The organism is Achromobacter marplatensis (assembly GCF_049060505.1).
Lineage (GTDB): Bacteria > Pseudomonadota > Gammaproteobacteria > Burkholderiales > Burkholderiaceae_B > Achromobacter > Achromobacter marplatensis_A.
This window is the reverse complement of record NZ_JBMGRB010000001.1, coordinates 368,116-394,554: the sequence shown is the minus strand read 5'-3', so window position 1 is coordinate 394,554 and position 26,439 is coordinate 368,116. Positions and strand designations below refer to the sequence as shown.

Annotated in this window: 26 protein-coding genes and 2 tRNA genes; 19 read left to right on the top strand and 9 right to left on the bottom strand. The window is 65.3% G+C overall.

Features of this window, described 5'->3' with window-relative positions:
• Positions 1-126: 126 nt before the first annotated feature.
• From ACI0FO_RS01820 to ACI0FO_RS01780, 9 genes are all read left to right on the top strand, one after another.
• Complete coding sequence (locus ACI0FO_RS01820; protein ID WP_416023686.1) at positions 127-1,572, top strand: M81 family metallopeptidase; 1,446 nt, start codon at positions 127-129, stop codon at positions 1,570-1,572.
• A 53-nt stretch (positions 1,573-1,625) separates the two neighbouring features.
• Positions 1,626-3,197, top strand: a complete 1,572-nt coding sequence (locus ACI0FO_RS01815) for an ABC transporter substrate-binding protein (RefSeq protein WP_416023684.1) — start codon at positions 1,626-1,628, stop codon at positions 3,195-3,197.
• Between the two features lie 52 nt (positions 3,198-3,249).
• Entirely contained in the window at positions 3,250-4,185 is a 936-nt protein-coding gene (locus tag ACI0FO_RS01810; protein ID WP_105555232.1) for an ABC transporter permease, read from the top strand.
• A 12-nt stretch (positions 4,186-4,197) separates the two neighbouring features.
• Positions 4,198-5,073 (top strand): ABC transporter permease, encoded by an 876-nt coding sequence (locus ACI0FO_RS01805; RefSeq protein WP_416023682.1) that lies wholly within the window; start codon positions 4,198-4,200, stop codon positions 5,071-5,073.
• 8 nt (positions 5,074-5,081) lie between these two features.
• Positions 5,082-6,089, top strand: coding sequence for an ABC transporter ATP-binding protein (locus tag ACI0FO_RS01800; RefSeq protein WP_416023680.1), 1,008 nt, complete (start codon positions 5,082-5,084; stop codon positions 6,087-6,089).
• Between the two features lie 8 nt (positions 6,090-6,097).
• Positions 6,098-7,105: an ABC transporter ATP-binding protein gene (locus ACI0FO_RS01795; RefSeq protein ID WP_416023679.1), complete on the top strand. Its 1,008-nt coding sequence runs from the start codon at positions 6,098-6,100 to the stop codon at positions 7,103-7,105.
• 21 nt (positions 7,106-7,126) lie between these two features.
• Positions 7,127-8,581 carry an N-acyl-D-amino-acid deacylase family protein gene (locus ACI0FO_RS01790; RefSeq protein ID WP_416023678.1) on the top strand — a complete coding sequence of 485 codons (1,455 nt, stop codon included), beginning with the start codon at positions 7,127-7,129 and terminating at the stop codon, positions 8,579-8,581.
• An 88-nt stretch (positions 8,582-8,669) separates the two neighbouring features.
• A complete protein-coding gene (locus tag ACI0FO_RS01785) occupies positions 8,670-9,302 on the top strand; it encodes a helix-turn-helix domain-containing protein (RefSeq protein WP_105555565.1) in 633 nt (210 codons plus the stop codon).
• Between the two features lie 196 nt (positions 9,303-9,498).
• A complete protein-coding gene (locus ACI0FO_RS01780; protein WP_416023676.1) occupies positions 9,499-9,678 on the top strand; it encodes a hypothetical protein in 180 nt (59 codons plus the stop codon).
• Positions 9,679-9,763: 85 nt separating this feature from the next.
• Here the strand turns inward: ACI0FO_RS01780 and ACI0FO_RS01775 are convergent, their stop codons facing one another.
• Positions 9,764-10,015, bottom strand: a complete 252-nt coding sequence (locus ACI0FO_RS01775; protein WP_416024530.1) for a hypothetical protein — start codon at positions 10,013-10,015, stop codon at positions 9,764-9,766.
• Between the two features lie 253 nt (positions 10,016-10,268).
• Between ACI0FO_RS01775 and ACI0FO_RS01770 the strand changes: the two genes are divergently transcribed.
• The 5 genes from ACI0FO_RS01770 to ACI0FO_RS01750 all read left to right on the top strand — a co-directional run bounded on the left by ACI0FO_RS01770 (position 10,269) and on the right by ACI0FO_RS01750 (position 14,170).
• Positions 10,269-10,901, top strand: coding sequence for a paraquat-inducible protein A (locus ACI0FO_RS01770; RefSeq protein WP_416023675.1), 633 nt, complete (start codon positions 10,269-10,271; stop codon positions 10,899-10,901).
• Complete coding sequence (locus tag ACI0FO_RS01765; protein WP_416023673.1) at positions 10,898-11,533, top strand: paraquat-inducible protein A; 636 nt, start codon at positions 10,898-10,900, stop codon at positions 11,531-11,533. The genes ACI0FO_RS01770 and ACI0FO_RS01765 overlap by 4 nt, the downstream gene beginning before the upstream one ends.
• Complete coding sequence (locus ACI0FO_RS01760) at positions 11,530-13,194, top strand: intermembrane transport protein PqiB (RefSeq protein ID WP_416023671.1); 1,665 nt, start codon at positions 11,530-11,532, stop codon at positions 13,192-13,194. The genes ACI0FO_RS01765 and ACI0FO_RS01760 overlap by 4 nt, the downstream gene beginning before the upstream one ends.
• Positions 13,191-13,817 (top strand): PqiC family protein, encoded by a 627-nt coding sequence (locus ACI0FO_RS01755; RefSeq protein WP_416023669.1) that lies wholly within the window; start codon positions 13,191-13,193, stop codon positions 13,815-13,817. Before ACI0FO_RS01760 ends, ACI0FO_RS01755 begins: the two co-directional genes overlap by 4 nt.
• A gap of 74 nt (positions 13,818-13,891) precedes the next feature.
• Positions 13,892-14,170 carry a DUF2164 domain-containing protein gene (locus tag ACI0FO_RS01750; RefSeq protein WP_416023667.1) on the top strand — a complete coding sequence of 93 codons (279 nt, stop codon included), beginning with the start codon at positions 13,892-13,894 and terminating at the stop codon, positions 14,168-14,170.
• Between the two features lie 115 nt (positions 14,171-14,285).
• Here ACI0FO_RS01750 and ACI0FO_RS01745 read toward each other — a convergent pair.
• From ACI0FO_RS01745 to ACI0FO_RS01730, 4 genes are all read right to left on the bottom strand, one after another.
• Positions 14,286-14,370, bottom strand: a tRNA-Leu gene (locus tag ACI0FO_RS01745).
• A 181-nt stretch (positions 14,371-14,551) separates the two neighbouring features.
• Positions 14,552-15,046 carry a preprotein translocase subunit SecG gene (secG, locus tag ACI0FO_RS01740; RefSeq protein ID WP_416023665.1) on the bottom strand — a complete coding sequence of 165 codons (495 nt, stop codon included), beginning with the start codon at positions 15,044-15,046 and terminating at the stop codon, positions 14,552-14,554.
• Between the two features lie 21 nt (positions 15,047-15,067).
• On the bottom strand, positions 15,068-15,814 hold the full coding sequence (gene tpiA / locus ACI0FO_RS01735; protein WP_416023663.1) for a triose-phosphate isomerase: 747 nt from the start codon (positions 15,812-15,814) through the stop codon (positions 15,068-15,070).
• Between the two features lie 130 nt (positions 15,815-15,944).
• The gene (locus ACI0FO_RS01730; protein WP_416023661.1) at positions 15,945-16,922 is read right to left on the bottom strand and encodes an NAD(P)H-quinone oxidoreductase; all 978 of its coding nucleotides are present in this window, start codon (positions 16,920-16,922) and stop codon (positions 15,945-15,947) included.
• Positions 16,923-17,073: 151 nt separating this feature from the next.
• On the opposite strand from ACI0FO_RS01730, the gene ACI0FO_RS01725 reads away from it, so the two are divergent.
• From ACI0FO_RS01725 to ACI0FO_RS01705, 5 genes are all read left to right on the top strand, one after another.
• A tRNA-Ser gene (locus tag ACI0FO_RS01725) sits at positions 17,074-17,161 on the top strand.
• A 229-nt stretch (positions 17,162-17,390) separates the two neighbouring features.
• Positions 17,391-17,906 carry a sigma-70 family RNA polymerase sigma factor gene (locus tag ACI0FO_RS01720; RefSeq protein ID WP_105555247.1) on the top strand — a complete coding sequence of 172 codons (516 nt, stop codon included), beginning with the start codon at positions 17,391-17,393 and terminating at the stop codon, positions 17,904-17,906.
• On the top strand, positions 17,903-18,859 hold the full coding sequence (locus ACI0FO_RS01715; protein ID WP_416023659.1) for a FecR family protein: 957 nt from the start codon (positions 17,903-17,905) through the stop codon (positions 18,857-18,859). Before ACI0FO_RS01720 ends, ACI0FO_RS01715 begins: the two co-directional genes overlap by 4 nt.
• 102 nt (positions 18,860-18,961) lie before the next feature.
• A complete protein-coding gene (locus tag ACI0FO_RS01710; protein ID WP_416023658.1) occupies positions 18,962-21,349 on the top strand; it encodes a TonB-dependent siderophore receptor in 2,388 nt (795 codons plus the stop codon).
• 168 nt (positions 21,350-21,517) lie between these two features.
• Positions 21,518-21,955, top strand: a complete 438-nt coding sequence (locus ACI0FO_RS01705; RefSeq protein WP_416023657.1) for a universal stress protein — start codon at positions 21,518-21,520, stop codon at positions 21,953-21,955.
• A 14-nt stretch (positions 21,956-21,969) separates the two neighbouring features.
• Here ACI0FO_RS01705 and ACI0FO_RS01700 read toward each other — a convergent pair whose 3' ends face one another.
• The 4 genes from ACI0FO_RS01700 to ACI0FO_RS01685 all read right to left on the bottom strand — a co-directional run bounded on the left by ACI0FO_RS01700 (position 21,970) and on the right by ACI0FO_RS01685 (position 26,263).
• Entirely contained in the window at positions 21,970-22,896 is a 927-nt protein-coding gene (locus ACI0FO_RS01700; protein ID WP_416023655.1) for a hydroxymethylglutaryl-CoA lyase, read from the bottom strand.
• A gap of 37 nt (positions 22,897-22,933) precedes the next feature.
• The gene (locus tag ACI0FO_RS01695) at positions 22,934-23,893 is read right to left on the bottom strand and encodes a Bug family tripartite tricarboxylate transporter substrate binding protein (protein WP_416023654.1); all 960 of its coding nucleotides are present in this window, start codon (positions 23,891-23,893) and stop codon (positions 22,934-22,936) included.
• A 71-nt stretch (positions 23,894-23,964) separates the two neighbouring features.
• Positions 23,965-25,173, bottom strand: a complete 1,209-nt coding sequence (locus ACI0FO_RS01690; RefSeq protein ID WP_416023652.1) for a CaiB/BaiF CoA transferase family protein — start codon at positions 25,171-25,173, stop codon at positions 23,965-23,967.
• A gap of 163 nt (positions 25,174-25,336) precedes the next feature.
• Entirely contained in the window at positions 25,337-26,263 is a 927-nt protein-coding gene (locus ACI0FO_RS01685; RefSeq protein ID WP_416023650.1) for a LysR family transcriptional regulator, read from the bottom strand.
• Between the last annotated feature and the right edge of the window lie 176 nt (positions 26,264-26,439).

Below are 26,439 nucleotides of genomic sequence, written 5' to 3'. Positions count from 1 at the left end.
CGTTTGCTGGCAAGACAACGCCAGGCCCGCCGCCTGGCAAGGCGTCACCCACTGCGCGCGCCACGATGCCCGCGCCCCTAGGGCCTGCATGCAGGCCTTAACCCCTTTTTGCGCGGAGCGTCATCCATGAAGATCTTTTCCGGGTCCCTGGCGACCGAAACAAACACCTTTTCCCCCATCCCGACGGGCTTGTCCGCCTACCGTGCCCGCGGCTATTACCCCGCCGGCCAGCATCCCGACCGCATGCAGATGTTTTCGGGGCCGCTGTGGGCGGCGCGTCAACGCGCGGTGGGCAAGGACTGGACGCTGATCGAAGGCATGACGGCTGGCGCCACGCCGGCGGGCATCACCACCCGCCACGCCTACGAAACCCTGCGCGACGAGCTGCTTGAAGACCTGCGCCGCGCCGGCCAGGTGGATATCGCCCTGTTCGGCCTGCATGGCGCCATGGTGGCCGACGGCTATGACGATTGCGAAGGCGACCTGCTTCGCCGCGCCCGTGAAATCGTCGGCCCCGACACCGTCATCGGCGCCGAACTGGATCCGCATTGCCATCTGACGGACGCCATGGTGGACAGCGCCGACTTCCTGGTCTGTTTCAAGGAATACCCGCACACCGACATCCTGGACCGTGCCTACGACCTGGTAGACCTGTGCGTGGCCCGCGCCGAAGGCCGGAACACGCCCACGCGCGCGGTCTATGACTGCCAGATGATCTCGATCATGCACACCAGCCGCGAACCCATGCGCAGCTTCGTGGACCGCCTGATGGCCATGGAAGGTAAGGAAGGCGTGCTGTCGGTATCCATCGCTCACGGCTTCCCTTGGGGCGACACGCCCGACATGGGCTCCAAAGTCCTGGTTTATACCGACGGCGACCAAGGCCAGGCCGACGCCTTGGCGCGCGCGCTGGGCGAAGAGATCATCGGCTTTCGGGACCAGCTTGCCCCGCCCTACCCCGGCGCCGACGAGGCGCTGGACCAGGCTTTGGCCGCGAAGGAATTCCCCGTGGTGCTGGCGGACTCCGCCGACAACGCGGGCGGCGGCGCGCCCAGCGACGCCACCTTCATTCTGGAACGCGTGCTGGCGCGCGGCATCACCGACGTTGCCACCGGCCCCTTCTGGGACCCCGTCGCCGTGCAGCTTTGTTTCGAAGCCGGCGAAGGCGCGCGGATCATGCTGCGCGTGGGCGGCAAGGTCGCCCCCGTCTCGGGCCAGCCGCTGGACCTGGGCTGCGAAATCCTTGCGCTCAAGCGCGACGCCGTCATGACGGGGCTGGCGGGCACGCCCGCGCTGCTGGGCGACGTCGCCGTCGTGCGCACCCGGGGCGTGACGATCGTCATGAACACCTCGCGCACCCAGGCCATGGGCACGGACCTTTTCACCCAATTCGGCGTGGACCTCCAGGCGATGAAACTCATCATCGTGAAGTCGTCGCAGCATTTCTATGCCTCGTACTCGAAGGTGGGCCGCCAGGTCATCTACGTCGAAACGCCGGGCGCCATCACGCAGGACGTCAACGCGCTTCCCTTCACCAAGCGCAAATTGCCCAAATGGCCGTTCAAGGCCTAAGACGCCATCCATTGCCGCCCAACCGGGCATCCAGAATGAATAAGGGAAACACAATGATCAGACGTTTCAGCTTGCTGGGGGCCGCGGCGCTCCTGGCGATGAGCGCCGCCACGGGCGCGCTCGCCCAGACCAAGACCCTGCGCATGGTGCCGCACGCGGACCTGAAGACGCTGGACCCGCTGTTCAACACGGCCTACATCACGCGCAACCATGGCTACATGGTGTTCGACACGTTGTTCTCGCAAGACAGCAAGGGGCAGGTCAAGCCGCAGATGGTGGACACGTGGACCACGTCTGAAGACGGCAAGACCTGGACCTTCACCCTGCGCCCGAGCCTGAAGTTCAACGACGGCACGCCTGTGAAGGCCGAGGACTGCATTGCGTCGCTGCAGCGCTGGGCAAAGAAGGACACCCTTGGCCAGGCCTTGATGGCGGCCGGCGCCGAATTTGCCGCCACCGGCGACAACAGCTTCACGCTGACATTGAAAGAGCCCTTCGGTCTGGTGCTGGACGCGCTGTCCAAGCCCTCGGGCATGCCGCCGTTCATCATGCCCAAGCGCCTGGCCATGACGGACCCGAACACGCAGGTGACCGAGATGGTCGGATCGGGCCCGTTCCTGTTCAAGCGCGATGAATGGGTGCCCGGCAACAAGGTCGTCTACGTGAAGAATCCGGCCTACGTGCCTCGGGCCGAGCCGGCCGACGGCCTGGCGGGCGGCAAGAACGTGAAGGTGGACCGCGTCGAGTGGCTGTACATCCCCGACGGCAACACGGCGACGGCCGCGCTGATGAACGGCGAGGTCGACATGATCGAACAGATCACCCCCGACTTCCTGCCGGTCGTGGAAAGCAATCCGGACATCACCCTTAGCACCTCGGTCGCGTCCCAGGGCATGGTCATCGTCAACGCGCTGCACCCGCCGTTCAACAACCCGCTGGCCCGCCAGGCGCTCTATCACCTGATAAGCCAGAAGGAAATGCTGTCGGCCATGGGCTATCCGGAGAAGTACCGCGTCGACTACTGCGCCACGCTGTACATCTGCGGTTCACCGCTGGCGACCGACGCGGGCGCCGCGCCCTATGCCAAACCCGATCCGGCGCGCGCCAAGCAATTGCTGCAGGAAGCCGGCTACAAGGGCGAGAAAGTGGTGCTGCTGTACCCGACCGACCACCTCAGCGCGCCCGCCGTGATGGTGCTGGCGCAGAACATGAAGAAGGCCGGCATCAAGGTAGACGTGCAGTCGATGGACTGGGCATCGCTGGCCGGCCGCCGCTTGAAAAAAGATCCACCCGAACAAGGCGGCTGGAACATTTTTCTGACCTGGGGCGGCTACTACGACGCCAGCACGCCGGTGACCAACCCGTGGCTGTCCGCGGCCTGCGGCAACAGCCTGCCGGGGTGGCCGTGCGACAAGGAACTGGACACGCTGCGCACCAGCTGGATCCGCGAGACCGATGCCGCCAAGCGCAAGGAGATCGCCGCGCAAATGCAGGCGCGCGCCTATCAGACCGTGCCCTACGTCATGTGGGGGGAATTCAAGCCCGTCTTCGCCGTGCGCGGCCTCAAGCACACCGAGCTGATCAAGAACGGCATCCCGGTGATGTGGAACATCGAGAAACCGTAAGGCAGACGCCGGGCGCATCACGCGCCCGGCCGCAAGCCAGGGGGAATCCAGCGTGAAATACATCCTGCGCCGCATCGCGGCCGTCATTCCAGTCATGGCCGTCGTCGCGGTCGTGGTGTTCCTGCTGATACACCTGTCGCCGGGCGATCCGGCGGCCGTGATGGCGGGCGACAACGCCACCGCCGACGACGTCGAGAAGATCCGGCAAAACATGGGGCTGGACAAGCCGCTGCCACAGCAGTTCGCCATCTGGGTGAGCCACATCGCGATGGGCGACCTGGGCACCTCGATGTCGTCCCAGATGCCGGTGTCGCAGCTGATCGCCCAGCGCATGGGACCGACGTTGTCCATCGCCCTGTTCACGATGCTGTTCGCCGTGCTGGCGGCCGTGCCCCTGGGCGTGCTGGCCGCGTGGAACGCCGGCCGCTGGCTGGACCGGCTGGTGATGATCGGCGCGGTGTGCGCGTTCTCGGTGCCGGTATTCCTGATCGGCTATTGCCTTGTCTACGGCTTTTCCATCAAGCTGGGGTGGCTGCCGGTGCAGGGCTACAAACCCCTGGCGGACGGCCTTGTGCCCTACCTGCGCCACCTGGTGCTGCCCTGTTTGTCGCTGGGCCTGGTGTACATGGCGCTGCTGACCCGCATGACGCGCGCCACCATGCTGGAAGCCTTGTCCGAGGACTACATCCGCACCGCGCGCGCCAAGGGTTTGTCGGCGGGCCCCATCGTGTGGCATGCGCTGAAGAACGCCGCCAACCCCATCGTCACCACCATCGGCGTGGGCGTGGCCCTGCTGATCGGCGGGGTCGTGGTCACTGAAACCGTGTTCGCGATTCCCGGCCTGGGCCGGCTGACGATCGACGCCGTACTGCGCCACGACTACCCGGTGATCCAGGGTGTGCTGCTGGTGGCCTCGGGCATCTACGTGCTGATCAATCTGTTGGTCGACCTGAGCTACCGGCTCTTCGATCCCCGCATCCGCTACTGAGAAGGGCAACGCATGAACACGACCACCCTGCCGCTTCCCGTCCCGCGGCCGCGCCTGCGCCGCGCCGTCCGCTCGCTGCGGCGCCATCCCATGCTGTATGTGGGCGGCGCCATCCTGCTGGTGCTGGCGGCGATTGCGCTGGCCGCCCCGTGGCTGGCTACCGTCGACCCGCAAGACATCAACCCGATGGCGCGCATGAAGCCGCCGTCGTCCGAACACTTCTTCGGCACCGACGCGCTGGGCCGCGACGTCTATTCGCGCACGGTCTGGGGCGCCCGCGTATCGCTGCTGGTCGGCATCGTCGTGGCGGTGGTGTCCACCGTGGCCGGCGTGATGCTTGGCATGCTGGCCGGCTACTTCCGCCGGGTCGATGCGTTCATCATGCGCATCATGGACGGGCTGATGGCCATCCCTGGCGTGCTGCTGGCGATTGCCCTGATGGCCACCCTGAAAGGCGGCCTGGGCACCGTGATCATCGCCATCGTCGTCCCCGAAGTGCCGCGCGTCGTCCGCCTGGTGCGGGCGCTGGTACTGACCATCCGCGAGCAGCCCTACATTGAAGCCGCCGTCTCGGTGGGCACCCGCGTGCCGTCGATTCTGCTGCGCCATATCCTGCCCAATCTGTTCGCCCCGTTGATGGTGCAAGCCACCTTCATCGCCGCCTCCGCCATCCTGACCGAAGCCGTGCTGAGTTTCCTGGGCGTGGGCATTCCTCCCCAGATCCCCAGCTGGGGCAACATCATGGCCGAAGGCCGCAACTTCGTGGCCGTGGCGTTCCACATCATCCTGTACCCGGGGCTGTTCCTGGGCGTGGCGGTGCTTGCCGTCAATCTGGTGGGCGACGGGCTGCGCGACATGCTCGATCCCCGTCTGGCCAAAAAGCTGTAGGAGCGCCCATGCAACCCACCCCTGTCTTGCGCGTGCACGACCTCACCACCTGTTTCGACGGCGACGACACCACCGTCGTGGCCGTCGACAAACTGTCGTTCGAGCTGCTGCCCGGCGAAACGCTGGGCCTGGTCGGCGAATCCGGCTGCGGCAAAAGTGTCACGTCGCTGTCCATCATGCGGCTGCTGCGCGCCCCCGGGCGCGTCGCGGGCGGCAGCATCGAGTTCGACGGGCGCGACCTTCTGGCCCTGCCCGAAAAATCCATGCGCGCCATCCGCGGCAATCAGATCTCGATGATCTTCCAAGAGCCCATGACCTCGTTGAACCCCGTGATCACGGTGGGCAAGCAGATCAGCGAATCGCTCATGCTGCACCAGGGCCTGTCGCGCCGCGATGCGCTGGCGCAGGCCGAGAAGCTGCTGGAACTGGTGCAGATATCGGACCCGGCCCGCCGCGTGCGCGAGTATCCGTATCAACTGTCCGGCGGCATGCGCCAGCGCGCCATGATCGCCATGGCGCTGGCATGCCAGCCCAAGGTCCTGATCGCCGACGAGCCCACCACGGCGCTGGACGTCACCATCCAGGCGCAGATCCTGCACTTGCTGCGCGACATCCAGGCCCGGCTGGGCACGGCCATCGTGCTGATCACGCACGACCTGGGCGTGGTGGCGCAAATGTGCCAGCGCGTCATCGTGATGTACGCCGGCCGCAAGGTGGAAGAAGGCAGCGTGGACGACGTGCTGGACCGTCCGCAGCATCCCTACACGCAGGCGCTGATTCGTTCGCTGCCTGACTTTGTAGACGGCCAGGACCACACGGCGCGGCTGGCCGAACTGCCCGGCATCGTGCCGGTAATGACCCCCGCGTCGCGCGGCTGCGCCTTCGCCGCCCGCTGCCCGCAGGCGCTGGCGCGCTGCACCGAAGACGCGCCGCCCGCCATCGATGCCGGCAGCCGCCACCGCGTCTGGTGCTGGGCCCGTCAGTCCGAACCGGCGCCCGCCGCCGTCACCGCCTGAGGTCCGCCATGAACCTGCACGACATCCCTCTCTCGTCCGCCGCGCCCCCCCGCACTGCGCCTGCCGCCGTCCCCATGCTGGAAGTCATCGGCCTGAAGAAGCACTTTCCCGTGGACAGCGGGCGCGGCGCCAAGGTGCTGCGTGCGGTGGATGGCATCTCGCTATCCGTTCCGCGCGGCCAGACCCTGAGCCTGGTCGGCGAATCCGGTTGTGGCAAGTCCACCACCGGCAAATGCCTGATCCGCCTGACCGACCCCACCGAAGGCCGCATCCTGCTTGAAGGCGAAGACCTGGCGAAGATGAACAGCGGCCAATTGCGCGCCATGCGCCAGCGCATGCAGTTCATCTTCCAGGATCCCTTTTCGTCCATGAACCCGCGCATGCGCGTGCGCGACATCATCGGCGAACCGCTGCGTAACTTCGGCCACGGCCGTGCCGCCATCCGCGAACGCGTTGCGCAGTTGCTGGCCCGCGTCAGCCTGCGCCCCGACGCCGCCGACCGCTACCCCCACGAGTTCTCGGGCGGACAACGCCAGCGTATCGTCATCGCCCGCGCCCTGGCGCTGGATCCGGGCCTGATCGTCTGCGACGAACCCGTGTCGGCGCTGGATGTCTCGGTCCAGGCGCAGGTCATCAACCTGCTGATGGACCTGCAGCGCGACCTGGGCCTGACTTACGTGTTCATCTCGCATGACCTGAGCGTGGTGCGCCACATCAGCCACCGCGTGGCGGTCATGTACCTGGGCAAGATCGTAGAGATCGGCACCCGCGACGCCATTTTCGACCGCCCCGCCCACCCGTACACCCGCGCCCTGCTGGCCGCCGTGCCGTCGGCGCGCCAGGGCCAGCGCACGCCCGTCGAAGTCTTGAAAGGTGAAATCCCCAGCCCGCTGTCGCCCCCATCGGGCTGTGCGTTCCGCACCCGTTGCCCGATGGCGCAACCGCGCTGCGCCGAAGAGACCCCGCAACCTCGCCAGGTCGCCCCCGAACAGCAGGTCGCCTGCCACTTTGCCTGACCCTTTTAGCCGGAGATCCGCATGTCCCAGCCTGACGCCACCCCGTTTGACTACATCCTTGCCGGCGGCACCGTCATCGACGGCGCCAACACCCCCGGCCAACGCGCCGACGTCGGGGTCCGCGGCGACCGCATCGCCGCGGTAGGCGACCTGTCCGCCAGCGCCGCCCGCCGCCGGATCGACGTCAGCGGCAAAGTGGTCGCGCCCGGCTTCATTGACTCGCACACGCACGACGACAACTACCTGCTCAAGCACCGCGACATGACGCCCAAGATCTCGCAGGGCGTCACCACCGTCGTCACCGGCAACTGCGGCATCAGCCTGGCGCCGCTGGCCCACGCCAGCCCGCCCGCCCCGCTGGACTTGCTGGACGAAGGCGGCTCGTACCGTTTCGCCCGCTTCTCCGACTACCTGGACGCGTTGCGCGCCACGCCCGCCGCCGTCAACGCCGCCTGCATGGTTGGCCACTCCACGCTGCGCGCCGCCGTCATGCCCGACCTGCAACGCGAAGCCACCCCCGACGAAGTACAGGCCATGCGGACGCTGGCCGACGACGCCCTGGCCAGCGGCGCCATCGGCATCTCGACCGGCACGTTCTACCCGCCCGCCGCCCGCGCCACCACCGAAGAGATCATCGAAGTCTGCCGGCCGCTGAACACCCACGGCGGCATCTACGCCACCCACATGCGCGACGAAGGCGAACACATCGTCGAAGCGCTGGAAGAGACATTCCGCATCGGCCGCGAACTCGACGTGCCCGTCGTGATCTCGCACCACAAGGTCATGGGCCAGCCCAATTTCGGCCGTTCCCAGGAAACTTTGCCCCTGATCGAAGCCGCCATGGCCAGGCAAGACGTCTCGCTGGACGCCTACCCCTATGTGGCAGGATCCACCATGCTCAAGCAAGACCGGGTGCTCTTGGCCGGCCGCACCATCATCACCTGGTGCAAGCCGTTCCCCGAACTGAGCGGGCGCGATCTGGAGGAAGTGGCCGCCGAACGCGGTAAATCCAAGTACGACGTCGTGCCAGACCTGCAACCCGCGGGCGCCATCTACTTCATGATGGACGAGCCAGACGTCCAACGCATCCTGAAATTCGGCCCCACCATGATCGGCTCGGACGGCCTGCCCCACGACGAACGCCCGCACCCCCGGCTGTGGGGCACCTTCCCCCGCGTGCTGGGCCACTACTCGCGCGACCTGGGCCTGTTCCCGCTGGAGACCGCCGTCTGGAAAATGACCGGCCTGACCGCCGCCAAGTTCGGCCTGGCCGAGCGCGGCCAGGTGCAGCCCGGGTACTTCGCCGACCTGGTGGTCTTCGATCCCGCCACCGTCGCCGACGCCGCCACCTTCGAACGCCCCACCGAACGCGCCGCCGGCATCCATTCGGTCTATGTCAACGGCGCCCCCGTCTGGGAAGATCAGGCCTTCACCGGCCAGCATGCCGGCCGCGTCCTGAACCGGACTGCCGCCTGAACCCGCCCACCCTTTACAATCCGGCGTACACGCGGCAGGGCTTGCGGGCCCTGCCCCAGCCCTCAACCCCTTGATGCCAGACCGCTACATGGCCCTACCCGGCAATACGTCCCCGCCCGAGATCGTGGGCAAGGAAGAGATGGGCGCCCGCCTGCGCGCCGAGCGCAAAGCCAGAAAAATGACCTTGCAGGCGCTGTCGCGGGCCAGCGGCATCGCGGTATCCACCCTGTCAAAGGCCGAACTCGGCCAGATCGCCCTCAGCTACGAAAAGTTTGCCGCCCTGGCCCGCGCGCTGGACATCGACATGACCCGCATGTTCATGCTGCGGGACGCCTCCCAAGCCGCCGTTGCCCCCACCTACGTCAAAAACAAGCTCAGCGACGCCCGCGACTACATCACCGAGAACTACCACTACCGCCTGCTGATGGGCGAATACCCCGGCAAGAAAATGCTGCCGATGGTTGCGCTGATCGACTCGCGCAAGGTCGTGGAGTTCGAGGACTACATCCGCCACCCCGGCCAGGAATTCGTGGTGGTGCTATCGGGAAAGGTCAGGATCCAATTCGAGAATGGCGATAGCGTGGTGCTGGGCAAGCTGGAATCGGCCTACTTCGATAGCAGTATCGGGCACGTGTACCTGTCGCTAAGCCGCAAACCGGCCGAAGTACTGGCCGTGTGCAGCGATACGGAAGATGTGCCTTCCAGGTTGAAGGGGGCCTGAGGCAATTGGAGCCGCGGCTGGCATATGACTGTCATATACGCCGGGCATACTCGTCGACGAGATGCTTGGGGGGAACCCGGTCTGGACCGGGCCAGCCCTGGATATTCATATGAATGGTAATTCGTTGGCCCGGGCGGAAAGCCGGCTTACGATGCCTGGCATCTACTGGGCCCGGTGCCCGCAGGAATGCTCCGACATGCAACGCTTGATCTCCCCCATTTTGACCCGCCGCCCGGCACTGCTTGCCGGCCCGCGCAGCGGTCGCCGCTATGACGCCGTGTATTCAGTGAAAGCCCATCGTGAAGCCAAGATGCTGAATGAGTCGGCGCAGCGAATTCTTGCTGTGTCGGTACGGTATATGTTGGCTGGCGCGTAATTCGTATTGCTGAATGGCCGGCATGGCCGGCGGCAGTGCCCCATTAAAAATCCCGCTAAGACGTCACGCGTCGGCGGGATTTTTTTTAGTTGCTATTGATCCAATCCTTGGTGTCGTCGATGAACCAGGGCAGATTCAATCTTTCGCCCTCGCCGGACTGTATGGTCAACCGTTGCCCCGACGAGCCAGGAGCGCCTGTCGCCCCCTGCGTGGTCGAAGATGGCCGGCTCCGATAGTCCATGTCGGTTTGCCGGGGCGGATTGTCCGCGCACGCGGCAATCGACGCGCAGGCGGCCGCGACAAGGACGGGCCGCGCTACTAAATAAAGAATCTTCATCATGCTCTGCTTCCCGCTGGGGCACAGGCCGACGTGCCGGGTGATCAAGGCCTTAACTTCATACCTTACTCTCAATCCCCGGCCCTCGTCAGCGTTCGCGCCCGCTGCACCGAGGCACTTTGGCATCGAATGGCAAGCCCCGGCGCGGCATTTTCGGTAGCCTCGCAGGCTGCGTCAAAGGGCACCCATCAGCAGCGGTCGGTTTCCATGGGCGGCCTTCGCAATGCAACCGCACGGTTATCCAGCCAAACACATGAACGTTTACCCGCACTTGGTGGCCTGTGAACATTGCGACAGCGTTTACCAACGTTGCGCATTGGCGGCAGGCGAGGTCGCGCGATGCAGCCGATGTGAAGCCGTGATCCTGCGCGCCAATCCGCTGGACGTGAATCGGTGGTTGGCGTTGACCCTCGCAACGGCGGTGGTGTTTCTGATCGCGAACGCATGTCCGGTCGTGCGCATCAGCCTGAATGGAACGCACCGCGAAGCAACGTTGTGGGAATTTGCATGGGCCCTGGCCCAAGGAAGCGTTGCGCCTCTTGCGATCGTTGCTGCGCTGGTGATGATCTTGGTGCCGCTTGCGCAGATCACGTTGCTGTCGTGGGTGCTGATCTTCGCGCGTGCGGGCCAACGGGCGCCAGGCTTTGCCCCGGCCCTGCGGATGCTGGCGCGGTTGCGGCCCTGGAGCATGGTGGAAGTCGGCATCCTCGGCATTCTTGTGGCGATCATCAAGCTGGTGAGCCTTGTGGAAGTCACTCTAGGCGCGGGCGTCTGGGCGACTGCCGCCCTGATGGTATTGCTTACTGTGATTACCCACCAAGACCTCTCTTCGCTGTGGGAACAGACCGAACATGATCCGAAAGTGCAAAGCGGACGCGCGGTATGAACAAGCCGCCATTCGCAAGCGACTTATCAGTCGTCGGCTGCCACGCATGCGGCCTGGTTTGCGAACACCAGGACACGCCCGGGCGATCCGTTCCCTGTCCGCGCTGTGGCTCGCCCCTCCACCATCGGCGGCCGAACGGTATTGCACGCGCCTGGGCGCTGCTTCTGACTGCCGTTATCTGCTACATCCCCGCCAATGTGTTGCCGGTCATGCATACCAGCCTGTTGGGCAGAGGCAGCAGCAGCACGATCATGGAAGGGGCGGTGGAGTTCTGGACGTCGGGCTCCTATGGCATCGCACTGGTGATCTTCATCGCGAGCGTGGCGGTCCCTTGCGCCAAATTCCTGATTCTTGCGCTGTTGCTCGCGACCTCCCAAAGGCGTAGCCGATGGGCAACGCGAGAGCGCGCCAAGTTGTACCGCATGGTGGAGTTTGTCGGGTATTGGTCGATGCTGGATGTGCTGGTGGTGGCCGTCGTAGCCGCACTGGTGCAGTTTCACGGCCTTACCGATATCTCGCCTCGGATCGGCATCCTTTTCTTCGGCATGGTCGTGATTTTCACCATGCTTGCAGCCATGTCGTTCGACCCCAGACATATTTGGGATGGTGAAATCAATGGTGGTGATGCATGAATGATTCTTCCAGGGCGCTTTCCGAGCCTGGCGCTCCTGCGGTGATACCGCGCAGAAAATGGCGGATCTCGCTCGTCTGGCTGGTGCCTCTCATCGCCGTGCTGGTAGGGCTTTCCATGCTGGTGCAAACCTGGATGACGGAAGGCCCGGTGATCAATATCACGTTTCGCACCGCCGCCGGTCTGGAAGAAGGCAAGACCCTGGTGAAATACAAGGACGTAAACGTAGGCACGGTGACGACGATCGGCCTCAACGAAGACGGTTCCCGTGTGGTCGCAACGGTGGCGCTGGATAAAGATGCGGCAAGCCTGGCGCGCGAGGATTCCCGGTTTTGGGTGGTGCGTCCGCGCATCGGCATCGACGGCGTTTCCGGGGTGGACACGCTGCTGTCGGGCGCCTATATCGGTGTCGATCGGGGGCAATCGATGGAGCCCGGCAAGGAGTACACCGGCCTGGAAAGCCCTCCCACGGTCATCGGCGACACGCCCGGCCGGTCTTTCGTTCTGCATACCGAAGATCTTGGCTCGTTGGACGTCGGATCGCCCGTCTATTACCGACGCATTCAAGTCGGCCGTGTTGCGTCCTATCAGTTGGGCGAGGATGGCAAAGCAGTCGCGTTGCGAGTCTTCGTCAATGCGCCCTACGACCGTTTTGTCACGACGGAAACGCGCTTCTGGAATGCCAGCGGTGTGGATGTCTCGCTGGGCGCGGACGGGTTCAAGCTGCAAACCCAGTCGATCGCCACCATTCTGGCCGGAGGGGTTTCCTTCGGCACGTCTTCGGGCGTATCCGGCGAGCCAGCGGCCGAGGACGCCGCATACGAATTGGCCAAGGATCAGCAGGCAGCGCTGGCCCCGCCCGACGGGCCCTCGCAAACCGCCTATCTGGTGTTTGAGCAATCCTTGCGGGGCCTGGCTATCGGCGCGCCCGTGCAGTTTGATGGCATGGACCTGGGTAAGGTCGTTTCCATCAAGCCGGATTACGATCCGGTGAAGCGTCGCTTTCAATCCCGGGTCGGCATTGTGGTGTATCCGCAGCGGCTGAGCGAAATCCTGGAGAAAATGCCGGCGCTCGACGGAACCGACGAAGACCGGCTGGTACGCATGCTGCAAGAAATGGTGGCGCACGGTCTGAGGGCTCAGGCCAGGACGGGAAACCTGCTGACCGGCCAACTGTTCATCGCGCTGGACTTCATACCCAACACGCCCAAGGTCGCCTTTGATCCTCAACATCGTCCCATAACGCTGCCGACCGTCAGCGGCAGCTTCGATCAATTGCAGGAGCGGGTCGCCAGCATCGTGGGCAAGATCGACAAGATGCCCTTGGACAACATCGCACGCAATCTTGACGCGTCCTTCGCCAGCCTGAATAAAGCACTGTCGCAGGTGAATGGCCAGGTTCTACCTCAGGCCACGCAGACCCTTCGCCAGGCGCAACAAACCATTGGCGCCGCGCACGGAATGCTTACCGAAGACGCGACGTTGCGGCAAAGCGTGGGCCAGACCCTTCAGGAGATTCAACGCGCCGCCCGTTCGGTCCGCACCCTGACCGACCTGTTAAGCCGGTATCCCGAGGCGGTGGTGCGAGGCCGCCCGAAGCACGCCACATTCGAGGCCCCCAGAGAACCGCCCGCCAGCACGATAGAGACGCCCCAACGATGATCCGACCTATTCGCTTCTGCCTGCTCGCCATGACACTGGGGCTTGCGGCCTGCACCGCTTCCGCGCCTGTTCGTCACTACACGCTGCTAACCCCCCAGGGGGGCATCCAACCTCCGGCCGCCCCGGCGCGCTTCGTCGTCGAAGTGCTGCCGGTGAGTGTGCCGGAATATCTGAATCAGCCCCAACTCGTTGTGAGGCAAGACGACAGCGGCACGCTCGCCGTCCTGGATGACGAACGGTGGCTGGGGCCGTTGGACGAAGAGATACGCAACGCCCTGTCGGCGCAGTTGGTCGATGACCTGGGCACCCAGGATGTCGCCGGATTGTCATGGCCGGGCGATGCGCAGGTGATCAAGGTGAAATTGCAGATTCGCCGGTTGGACGCATGGCCCGGAAAACGCGTGCAGCTTGAGGCCGGTTGGACCCTGGGGGACGCACGCCAGCCCGGGAATGCCAGGTTGGTGTGCCACGGACGATTCGAAGAAGCCGCCAGCGACGGATATCCCTCGCTTGTGCAAGCGCAGCAGCGCTTGATTGCTGCGTTGGCCCGGCAGATCGGCCAGGACGCAACGACGTGGTCGGCCTCACCACAATCGAAATGCGGGAGTTCGAAAGCGTCCTAGCCGGACTCTGATAGCCTTTGGCGGTATCGCGGTATGGTCCACCATTGGAACCTCCCAGAAGGCGCAAGACCCTTATGACGATTGAATTGGAAAAACAAACTCGAGCCACTGCCATCGCGTCGATTCAGCGGTATTTCGACGAGCACATGGAAGCGCCTATCGGCAATATCGCGGCGGGAGCGCTGCTTGGTTTTTTCCTGGAGGAAATCGGCCCGACGATATATAACCGAGCGGTCGCCGACGTGCAGGAGCGGCTGCAACTGCGCGTATCTGAACTGGACCTCGAGGTGCGCGAAGACGAGTTCGCCTACTGGCGCAAGTACGCGCAGGGAAACAACAAGGGGCCGAAGTAGCGCGGCGTTCCGTCATGGGCGCGATATGTGGATGCGGCACCGCCCCGTCCAAAAAGCACAAAGCAAAAAGCCCGCTGAAACGTTACGTTTCAGCGGGCTTTTTACGAGGAATTCTTGGTGCCGACGGCGAGACTCGAACTCGCACAGCTTTCGCCACTACCCCCTCAAGATAGCGTGTCTACCAATTTCACCACGTCGGCATTCACCAATTTCCTGACGCCGCCATAGGCATTGCCAGAAAGTCGAGCATTCTAGCACGAATTGAACGAATGACGGAAGCGGCCCCAAATACTCCAACCGCCGCCGCGTCCTTCCTCTCCATACCGCCGCCCCAAAGAAAAAGGCCGGCATCCGCCGGCCTTCCTCTGGACCTGCCCGAACTTACTTGGCAGGCGTTTCGGCCGGCTTCTGGCCCGCAGCCGGCGCCGGCGTGGCAGGCGTAGCCGGAACCGACGGCACCGACGCATCCGGCTTGGCCGGGGCGGCAGGCGCTGCCGGCACCGAACCCGGCGCGGGCGAGGCGGCACCCGGAACCGACGAACCACCCGCGGCGGGCGCGGCGCCCGGCACTTGGGGCACGGAGCGGTCGGACGGGAAGCTTTGCATCACGCCGGAGTCCACAGCCGGGCCGCTGGTGCCCTTGTGGCTGACGTAAGCCAGGCCGGCGGTGGACGCGAAGAAGACGACGGCGGCCCACTTGGTTGCGCGCGACAGGAAGTTGGCGGCGCCGGTGGCACCGAACAGGCTGCCGGACGAGCCACTACCGAAAGCGGAACCCATGTCGGCGCCCTTGCCCTGCTGCAGCAGAACCAGAACGATGATAGCCAGCGCCGAAAAGACTTGGACGGCCAGCAGAAGTTTAAGCATCAAGGGCATTACAGACTCCGGAACGGAAACTTAGATGGCGGCAATACGCAAAAATTCTTCAGCCACTAGCGACGCGCCGCCGACCAGGGCTCCGTCGATATCAGTCATGGCGAACAAACTGGCGGCGTTGGCAGCTTTAACGCTGCCGCCGTACAAAACTTGCACCTGCGCCGCGCCCAGCGCGCGCAAGGCGGCGCGGATGGCGGCGTGGACTTCTTGCGCCTGCTCGGGGCTGGCGGTGCGGCCGGTGCCGATGGCCCAGACGGGCTCGTAGGCCAAGACCATGCGCGACACAGCCTCGGCGCCCAACGCCAGCACGGGCTTCAACTGGCGTTCGATGACGGCCAGGGTGTTGCCGGCTTCGCGGTCGGCCAGCGACTCGCCCACGCAGACCACGGGGGTCAGGCCGGCGGCCAGCGCGGCTTGCGCCTTGGCGGCCACGATTTCATCGGTTTCACCGTGCAGCACGCGGCGCTCGGAGTGGCCGGCCAACGCCCAGCGGCAGCCGAATTCTTTCAGCATCGCACCGGAGACTTCACCGGTATAGGCACCCTTTTCGTGCGCGCTGACATCTTGCGCGCCCCAGGACACGTTGCTTCCGGTCAGGGCCGAACCGGCTTGCGCCAGGTAAGGAAACGGAACACAGATGCCGATGTCGCAGTGGCTCGCGGCATCCGCGGCGCGCAGCTCGGTCAGCAACGCGGCGTTCTCGGCCAGGTTGCCGTGCATCTTCCAGTTGCCCAGCACGAGGCGGGCGCGGTTTTCGACTGAAGTCATGGCGCAATTGTCAGAGAGGGTGAGTCCCGGGGCATGACACGACCGCCCACGGGCCTGCCTGGAAAAAATTCCAGGCGAAACCCGAGATTGTATCCTGTTGCGCGGCGATACGCCGAACGCCGCGCGTTTCTTACATTGTCAGGATGATTTTGCCGATATTTTCGCCGCCTTCCATCATGGCGTGCGCCTTGGAGGCCTCGGCCAAGGGGAACGTGGCGTGCACGATCGGCTTGATGGCCCCATTTTCCAGCAAGGGCCATGCGTGTTCACGCAGGGCGCGCGCGATGGCGCCCTTGAAATCGACCGACCGGGGGCGCAGCGTGGACCCCGTGATGGTCAGGCGGCGGCGCATGACCTGGGACGTATCCACATCGGCGCGCGCACCGCCCAGCTGGGCGATGATCACGATGCGGCCGTCATCCGCCAGGCATTGCATGTCGCGGGCGATATAGTCACCCGCCACCATGTCCAGGATGACGTCCACGCCGCGCCCATCAGTGGCGTCCATGACTTCCTTCACGAAGTCCTGCGTCTTGTAGTTAATGCCCTTTTCGGCGCCCAGCGCTTCGACGGCACGGGCGCGGTCATCGCTGCCGACCGTCGCATAGACCTTGTTGCCCATCGCGCGGGCCAACTGGATAGCCGTGGTGCCGATGCCGCTGGCGCCACCATGCACCAGCAGGATTTCACCGTCGGACAAGCGGCCGCGGTCGAACACATTGCTCCAGACGGTGAAATACGTTTCCGGCAAGCCGGCCGCTTCGATGTCGGACAGGCCCTTGGGGATGGGCAAGCATTGCGCCACGGGCGCGACGCAGTATTCGGCGTAACCGCCGCCCGCCACCAGGGCGCAGACCTTGTCGCCCACGGCAAAGCCGCTGCCAGCCAGGTCGCCACCCACGATTTCACCGGCCACTTCCAGACCCGGCAGGTCGGAGGCGCCACGCGGAGGGGCGTAGTTGCCCTTGCGCTGGAATACGTCGGGGCGGTTGATGCCCGCAGCGCTGACTTTGATCAAAACTTCACCCACGCCGGCTTCGGGCGTGGGGCGTTCTACGGGGACCAGGACCTCGGGGCCGCCGGGGCGGGAGATTTCTACAGCGTGCATCGCGTGCCTCCTTTGCAGCAAATGGATTATTATTGCGCCCTTTACGGCATATCGCGTTGCTGTTCGGGCAGAATGTTTGCCTGACGGCCGAATCGCCGTACTGCGCGCGCAGGTCCACCAGACACGCCCGCAGGACACATCAGCAGACCCCGGAAGCGTGGCAGAGTGGTCGATTGCACCGGTCTTGAAAACCGGCAACGGGCAACCGTTCGTGAGTTCGAATCTCACCGCTTCCGCCAAATACCCTTGGCATTCGCAAGGCCGCCGGCCGCACCAGGCACTTACCTGGGACACCGTGGGCGCATTGATGCGCCCTTTCGCTTCTTTTCCTTCCCACTACGCCCCTGTCTCGCCCCCAACGCCCCTGCGCCCCCGCCGGCCAGGCCGAGGGTGTTCCCTGCTATTTGCCGGCCGCCTTTTTCTATATACTGAATGATACTTATTCCTATTTTTTAAGATCTTCAGTTCATGGGAAAGCACTCCGCCCATTCCGCCCTGGCTTCCCTATACGTGAACTATCGCCCTTGGCTGGTGGATCGCCTGCGGTTTCGGCTGCGCAACCAGGCGGACGCTGAAGATCTGGCGTCCGACACGTTTCTGCAGGCCGCCGTCAGCCGCGAGCCCGTGGCCTCGATTGTCGAACCCAAGGCGTACCTCTCCACCATCGCCCGCCGGCTGCTGTTCCATTTTTGGCGCCGCCGCGAACTGGAACAGGCGTATCTGCAATGGCTGGCCCTGCATGCCGACGACATGGCGCCGTCGCCCGAAGCCGTCGCGCTGGGCGTGGAAATGCTGATGCGGGTGGATGCGGTGCTGCATGGCCTGCCGCCCGCGGCGCGCGCCGTGTTTCTCTATAGCCAATTGGACGGATTGAGCTACGACGAAATCGGCCGGCGCATGGGCTTGTCGGCGCGAACGGTGCAGCGGCACATGGCGATGGCGCTTGAACGTTGCCTGCGAGTGCGCCGCGAGGGGCACGCATGACGCCCGAGATCGATCGCCAGGCCGTGCAATGGATGCTGCGCCTGACCGCCGGGGACGCCGATGCGGCCGAACAGCTTCGGTTCCAGCAATGGCGGCAGGCGGACCCCGCGCATGCCCAAGCCTGGACCACCCTGCAGGAAAGCGTGGCGGGGCCGCTTCAAGCGCTGCGCGCGCTGGGCGCGGCCCAAACTCAGGATTCCGCCGGCGCGGCGTTGCGCGGCATGCTGGTGCGGGGCCCGTCACGGCGCCTGTTCCTGGGCAAGACCCTGGCGTTGACGGGCGCTGCCGTGGGCGCTAGCTGGTTGGGTGCGCAGCAATGGCAACAACGCGGCGACCTGGTCACCGGCACCGGCGAACGCCGCACGCTTGCGCTGGACGACGGCAGCCAGTTGCAGCTGAATGCGGACAGCCGGATCCGGCTGGAATTCACCAGCGCGGTGCGGCGGGTTCGATTACTGCACGGCGCGTTGATCGCCGCGGTGGCGCCGGATGAAGCGCGCCCGTTCGGGGTCAGCACGGACGACGGCACGGCGTGGGCGCTGGGCACCCGCTACATGGTGCGCAAGGAAAGCGACCATAGCGTGGCGGCCGTGCTTGAGCATACGGTGCGGGTACGCACGCGCAACGGCGCGACGGAGCAACTGGCACAGGGGCAGGCGGCGGCCTATGGCGCCGCTGGCATCCACCGGCTGGAAGGCACCTCTGCCGACGCGCTGGCGGCCTGGGAGGCGGGCCGGATCGACGTGCTGGACGCGTCGCTGGACGAAGTCGCCGCGGCCTTGCGCCCCTACATGCGGGCCACGCTGCACGTGTCCAAAGCGGCTGGCCAGCTGCGGGTACAGGGCGTGTTCTCTCTGGATCGACCCGATGAAGCCTGGGCCGCGCTGGCGGCGACCTTGCCATTGCGCATCGACCATTACGGCGGCTTGCTGACATGGGTAGACCGGGCCTGAGGCCCGTGCGGCCCGGCTTTTACAATTTTGTTGTCCGGTTTTCGGGCGCCGATACACCTCTGGGTAGGAATTCGAGAAATCAGCAACCCGGAGTTGTACGTCATGCATCCTTTGTATCGGGCCGGCCTAGCGGTCGCCGTCGCCGTGGTTTCCCCTGCCGCGCTCGCGCAATCGGCGCCCACCAGCCAGCAATACGAGATTCCCGCCGGGCCGCTGGCGGTCGCCCTGAACCGCATCGCGGCGCAGAACAACCGCGTGCTGTCGGTGGACCCGGCCATGGTCCGCAATATCAACGCGCCGGCGCTTAGCGGCAGCTACACGTTGAACGACGCGCTGGGCCGCGTCACGGCGGGATCTGGCCTGGAGGCCGTTACCCTGCCCGGCGGCGCGCTGACCGTGCGCCGCGCGCCCCAGTCGGCCGTGGCGACACTGGCGCCGATCAACGTCACCGCCAACGCGGAAACCGCGTGGAGTCCCGTGTCCGGCTACGTGGCCAAGCGCAGCGCCACGGGCACCAAGACCGACACGGCGATCCTGGAAACGCCGCAGTCGATTTCCGTGGTCACCGCCGACCGCATCAGCGCCATAGGCGCCACCACGCTAAGGGATGCCCTGGGCTATACGCCTGGCGTGGCGATCACGACATACGGCGCCGACTCTCGGTACGACTGGATCGCGATCCGTGGCTTTGACGCTTACTCGCCAGGCTTCTACCTGGATGGCATGCCGCTGCGCAACAACGGCAATTGGGGAATCTGGCAGACCGAGAACTACGGCGCCGAACGGATCGAGATCCTGCGCGGGCCCTCTTCCGTGCTGTACGGACAGACCGGCCCCGGCGGCCTGGTCAACGTCGTCAGCAAGCGGCCGACCGAGGAGCCCCTGCATGAATTGCAGGCACAGTTGGGCGACCATTCGCGGCGCCAGCTGGCAGGCGACTTCTCCGGCCCGGTGGATGAAGACGGCAAATGGCTCTACCGCATCACCGCGATGGGGCTGGATTCCGAGATGCCGGAACACGGCATCTCGAACGACCGCCTGTACATCGCGCCGTCGCTGACATGGCGGCCGTCGGCGGATACGTCATTGACGCTGCTTTCACAGTATGGCCGCAAGGACGGCGGCACGTACACGCGGGCGCGCCCCGCGGCAGGCTCTTTGGTGCGCACGCCTGCCGGCACGCATATCCCCAGCGATCTTTTCGTGGGCGAACCCGACTACGACTCGTTTGACCAGACACAATGGATGGTGGGCTACCTGTTCGAACATCGCGTCAATGACGCCGTGACCCTGCGCCAGAACGCGCGCTACGGCAAGCTGCGGGTCGACTACGCGGCAGTGCAGTCGCTGGGGTATCTGCCCGTCAACGAAAACCCGTCGGATCCGGCCAATTACCAGACCTTGCGCCGCAGCGTATCCGGCAGCAAAGAGAACATTTCCAGCTTCACCATCGACAACCAGGCGCAGACGGATTTGCGCTTCGGTGATTGGCAGCATCGGCTGCTACTGGGCGTGGATTACCAGCGCACGGCCATCGATCAGGTCAGTTTCAATGGCGGCTACGCGCCGCCGCTGTCGATCTACGATCCCGTCTATGGCCGCGGCGGCATCGAACGGCCCCGGCCCTGGATGGATGCCGACATCACCGTGGCGCAAACCGGTGTGTACCTGCAAGACCAGATCAAGTGGAAGGACCGGTGGGTGCTGACCTTGGGCGGCCGGTACGACGATGTCTCAGGCAAGATGCGCAACCGCCAGGACGGCACCACCACGCGCTTTCCCGACCATCAGTTCACCGGCCGCGCCGGCCTGGTCTACGTGGATCCGGCGGGCTGGGCGCCGTACCTGAGCTATTCGGAATCGTTCTCTCCCACCGTCACCATCGATCCAGTCAGCGGCACACCCTTCAAGCCGGAAACCGGCAAGCAATACGAAGCCGGCGTGCGCTATCAGCCGGTCGGACGCTCGGACAGCTACAGCGCCGCGATCTTCGAGCTGCGCCGCAAGAACTACATCACCTACGACAGCCAATCGATGCCCAGCCAGAAGGGCGAAGTGCTGGTGCGTGGGTTGGAGCTTGAGGCCACCTTCCAGCCGCTACCGCGTTTCAATGTCGTCGCGGCCTACACCTGGACGCCGAAGGCCGATGTGGTCGAAAGCAGCAACCCCGCAGAGGTCGGCAAGCAGGCCACCGCCGTGCCCAAGCATCGCGCATCGCTCTGGCTGGACTACCGGTTCGAATCCGCCGTCAAGGTCGGCATCGGCGCCCGCTACACCGGGTCGAATTTCGGCGATGGCGAAGCCGCGCCGGTCAAGGTGCCGTCGTTCCTGCTGTTCGACGCAATGATCGGCTACCAGATCAAGAACTGGACCCTGGCGCTGAACGCCCGCAACCTGACCAACAAGACCTACATCGCCAACTGCGGCTATGGCAACTGCTACTACGGCGACCAGCGTACCGTCGTGGGCACGGCGACGTACCGCTGGTAAAGACCCGGCGGGGCGCCGGCCCGGGTTCCGGGGCCAGCGCTTGATCAGCGTCAGACGCCGTCCCGCGCGCGCCTTCCGGGCCGTGCGGGGCGGGCGTAGTATGAGGCTGTTGTTTTCGCCCGCGTGGCGGCCATGACCGCGCCGCCCTCTCCATCCCAGGAGGTTGCCATGTACAAGCACATTCTCATCCCCATCGACGGATCCAGCCTGGCCAACACCGGCCTGGAACAAGGGTTGGGCCTGGCCCGCGCGCTAGGGGCCAGTGTCACCGTGGTGACGGCCTATGGCAGCTTCCATATGCCTTCGATGGAAACCGTGCAGCTGGAAGGCGTGCGCAAAACGTATGAACATCAAGCCCAGGAGCTGGCCGCCTCGTACCTGGCGGAAGCCGCCGCCCGCGCCAAGGCCATGGGTGTGCCGTGCACGACCGAAATGCGCGAAAGCGACACGCCGTATCAGGTCATCATCGACATCGCCTTGACGCAAGGCTGCGATCTGATCGCGATGACTTCGCACGGCCGCAGCGGCATGGCCGCGCTGCTGCTGGGCAGCCAGACACAAAAGGTGCTGGCGCACTCCACGGTGCCGGTGCTGGTGTATCGCTAACGCGGGGCGCGGCGCTACGCCACGGCCGCCGCGTGGAAGGTCCTGGGGATGCCTGCCGCGGCCACGCCGCTGCGCAAGGTCTCTTGCGGCAAGGCGTCGGCCAGCAAGGCACGCGCGGCCAACAACCGGGCAAGGTCCACGCCGGTCCGGTAGCCCATGCTTTCCAGCATGAACACCAGGTCTTCGGTGACGATGTTGCCCGAGGCGCCCGGGGCAAACGGGCAGCCTCCCAGACCGCCCAGGCAGGAATCAAAGCTGCGGATGCCTTCGTTCAGGCCAGCCAGCGCGTTCGCCAGGCCCAGGCCCATGGTGTCGTGCAAGTGCAGCTTGGTCAGCAGGCTGCCCACGGCGTCCTGCGTAGCGCGCACCACATCGCTCACCTGCGCGGGGTGCGCATAGCCCACCGTGTCGGCCAGCGCGATCTCATCGACGCCAGTGCGCGCCACCGCCGCGGCCACCAACGCCACGCGCCGCACGGCGACATCGCCTTCCATCGAACAGCCGAACGCCGTGGCGACCGCCGCATCGATGCGCATGGGGCGCGGCTGCGACCGCACCCAGTCCACAATGGACGCCATCATCTCCACTTGCGCGTCGGTGCCCTTGCCCACGTTGGCGTGGCTGTGCGTGTCGCTGACCGAAATCGGAAACGACAGCACGTGCGCGCCCGCCTCGTAGGCGGCAATGGCGCCTTTCAGATTGCAGGCCAGCGCACACACCGTCAGGCCGTCTATCTGCAGGACGTCGGGCAGGATGGCGCCCGTATCCGCCATCTGCGGCACCAGCCGCGGCGATACAAAGCTGCCCACCTCAATCTCGCGCAAGCCCGCCAGCGCCAGTTGGCGGATCCAGCGCAGCTTGTCGGCCGCCCGCATCCTGCCCTTGGCCATTTGCAGCCCGTCGCGCGGGCCCACCTCGCAAAGCCTGACTTCCTGATCCATATGCCCTCCTGTCGTGTACGCCGGCCTGTGTCCCGGACTATTGCTGCACCACAATGCCTGCGCTCTTGATGGTCTGCTGTGCCTTGCCGATGTCCGACTGGATCAGCGCGGCGAACTGGGCGCTGGAGACCGGGTCTGTTTCCAGCCCCTGCGACGCCAGCGCTTCCTGCACGTCCTTGCGCGCCAGCAGCTTGTTGAAATCGGTGTTCAGGCGCGTCACGATGTCGGCCGGGGTCTTTGCCGGCGCCAGCACGCCGTAGTAGGTCACCACGCTGAAATCCGCGTAGCCAAGCTCCGCCACCGTCGGCACATCCGGCAAGGCGGGATTGCGCTTGGGCGAGGTCACGGCAAGCGCACGCACCTTGCCCGCCTTGATGAGCGACGCCGCTGAAGAGATCGACGACCCGGCAAACTGCAGATGCCCACCCATCAGGTCGGCCAGGGCGGGAGCCGAACCCTTGTACGGCACGTGCTGCATCTTGAAACCGGCCTCGTGTTGCAGCATTTCCATGGCGATGTGCACGCCGCCGCCGGTGCCCGACGTGCCGTAGGAAATCTTGTTCGGTTCCTTCTTGGCGGCCTCGATCACTTCGGGAAGGGTCTTGTAGGGCGAGCTCTCGGTCACCAGCAGCACCATCGGCGTGGTGGCCACCAGCGCCACGGGCACCAGGTCCTTGACGGGGTCGTAGGCCACCTTCATCAGCAGCGGAATCAACGTGACGTTGTCGGATTGGCCGATCACCAGGTCATACCCCTGCGCAGGTGCGCGCGCTGCTTCGGCCAGGCCCAGCGCCGTGCCGGCGCCAGGCTTGTTCTCTGGCACCACCGCCCAGCCGTTCAGCTCATGCAGCTTGCTGCTCATCAGCCGGCCGATGTAGTCGGTGCCCCCGCCCGGGGTGGACGGGATGATGATGCGGATGGGCTTGTTGGGATAATCCTGCGCGTGCACCGTGCAGGCGGCGGCCAACGCGGCCATCGCAATCAGTTTTCGAATCATGGGGTCTCCTCTTTGATGAATGTCTTGGCGGTCTGACGCCGCCTCGACAGGGCGTTGGCGCTACGGCCGGGTCATGCGATGACTCCCGCCGCGCGCAGCGCATCGATGCGCGCCGCATCCAGGCCCAGGCCTTGCAGAATGGCGCGGGTCTGGCCGCCTTGCACCGGCGGATCGCAACGCTTGCCGGCCTTGCGCCCGTCGAACTCGATGGGTAGCGCGGCCGTGGATATTTCGCTGCCGTCGGGCAGCAGGGTCTTGAGCAGCGCGCCCCCGGCGTTCAGGTGCGCGTCGTCCAGCAGATCGTGCGGCTGGCGGATCGGTCCATAAGAAAGGTTGGCGTCCTCCAGCGCCTGGCACAGCGCATCGGTCTTCCAGGTTTTCAGGATTTCGGCCACGCCGGGCACCAGCCAGGACCTTGCGGCCTCGCGGTCGACGGCGGTGGCCAGACGCGGGTCGGCGGCCCATTCCGGTGGCAGGAATTTCTGCGCGAAATTTCGCCACTGCGCGTCGCCCACCACCGCGACGAACACGCGGCCGTCCGCCGTTTCGAATACGTCGTACACGCCCCATGGCGGTTTGCGCTCCGCGCCCATGGGCTTGGGCGCCGTGCCGGTCAATTGGTATTGCGCGATGAACTGCGCCACCAGCAGCAGGTTGTTCTCGAACAGGCCCGACCGCACATGACGGCCGCGGCCCGTGGCATGGCGGTCGTGCAGCGCGGCCAGCGCGCCCACCACGCCGAAGGTGCCGCCCAGGATGTCGTTGACCGATGCCGCCACGCGCTGCGGCGTGTCGGCGCCGCCATTGATGTAGGCCAGTCCGCCCATCATCTGTACAACTTCATCCAGCGCCGTGCGGTGCTTGTACGGGCCTGACAGAAACCCCTTCAGCGACACATAGATCAACCCTGGGTTGTCGGCAGACAAGGATTCATAGTCCAGCCCGTACTGGGCCAGGCTGCCGTCGCGAAAGTTCTCCACCACCATGTCGCTCCGCAGGGCCAGCTGGCGCACCACGTCCTGCCCTTCGGGCGACTTCAGGTCGATCGCCAGGCTTTGCTTGTTGCGATTGAACACGGGGAAATAACCGCTGCCCGACCCTTTCAGACGGCGCGTTCGGTCGCCGTCGATGGGTTCCACCTTGATCACGTCGGCCCCCAGATCCGCCAGCGACAGGCCGGCTGCCGGCCCCATGATCATGTGGGACAGCTCCAGGACCTTGATGCCCCGCAAGGGCAATTCGGAACTCTCCATGAAGGGTGAAGCCGGTGCTGCGCTCATCAACGTTTCCTCTCGCCTGCCGGATGGTCGGATGCAGGTCGGCAACGTCGGAAAACCGCCTTGCCGCCCCGCGGATGCGCCCATCATCGCGGGCCAGCGGGCAGAGCGGGTAGCGGTCTTTCAGCATGGGGGCATTCTCGTTTCGGAACGTCCGGGTTTGCCCCTAGCTCTCGCCCGCCGGCAGCACGCCCAAGTGGGCCAGCAAGGCCCGTGCGGCGGGCGACAAGACATCCGGATCCCGCACTGCAATACAGATTGGCGTGCTGGACCACGGGCCGGTCAACGGCACGAACCGGATGTCCAGGTGTGACAGGCGCGCCTTCAGGTACTGGGGCACCACCGCCACGCCCATGCCGCGCGCAACCAGCATGCAGATGGTTTCGTGCGAACTGACGCGCGCACTGATGCGACGCGTCAGGCCCGCGTCCTTGGCCGCCTGCTCGAAGACGCTGCTGATGCCGTTGTCGCGGTTCAGCTCGATCTGTTCGAAAGGCAGCAGTTGCGCGTAATCCAATGCGTCACGGTCCGCCAGCAGGTGCTGGCCCGGCACCACGGCGGCCAGCTCGCAATGACCGCAGGCGAATACCTGCAAGCCGTCATGACCGAAGTCCGATCCCGCCGCCACGTCGGCATGTCCGTCCAGCACGGCGCGGAACGCCGCTTGCGTCGTGTCTTCTTCCAGCGAGATGTCGATTTGCGGATACGCCCGGCGAAACGACTGGATCTGCGCAGGCAGGTCGCCCGACAAGGCGGCCACGCTGACGGCCAGCCGGATGTGCCCGCGCACGCCGGTCGCAAAGCCCGCCATCTCGCGATGCATGCGGTCCATGTCCTGCAGCAGCCGGCGCGCATGGGTCGCCAACGCATTGCCCGCTGGCGTGGGTTGCACGCCCTTGACGCCTCGCTCCAGCAGCGGCACGCCAAAGGCGTCTTCCATTTCCGACATGCGCTTGCTGACGGCGGACGGCACGATGTTCTCGCGGGCGGCGGCGCGCGCCAGACTACCCTCCTCCAGCGCCGACAAGAACAATCGGAGCGAAACGGGGTCGATGTCGCGGGCGGCGGGAGATGCAGGCAGGGCGGGCTTCATGGCACGAAGTGTCCTGCTTTGCCTGCTGCCGCAGGGATCGGGGTTTTCCCGCAGGCAGGACCTGGGTATGATCCGCAGTCCGGCCGCTCTGCGCGGCCTTCGTTTCGCGGATCACGCTTTCATGCAATGCCCACGCTGTAACTGGCAGAACCCGGCCTCCAATACCCTTTGCTTCA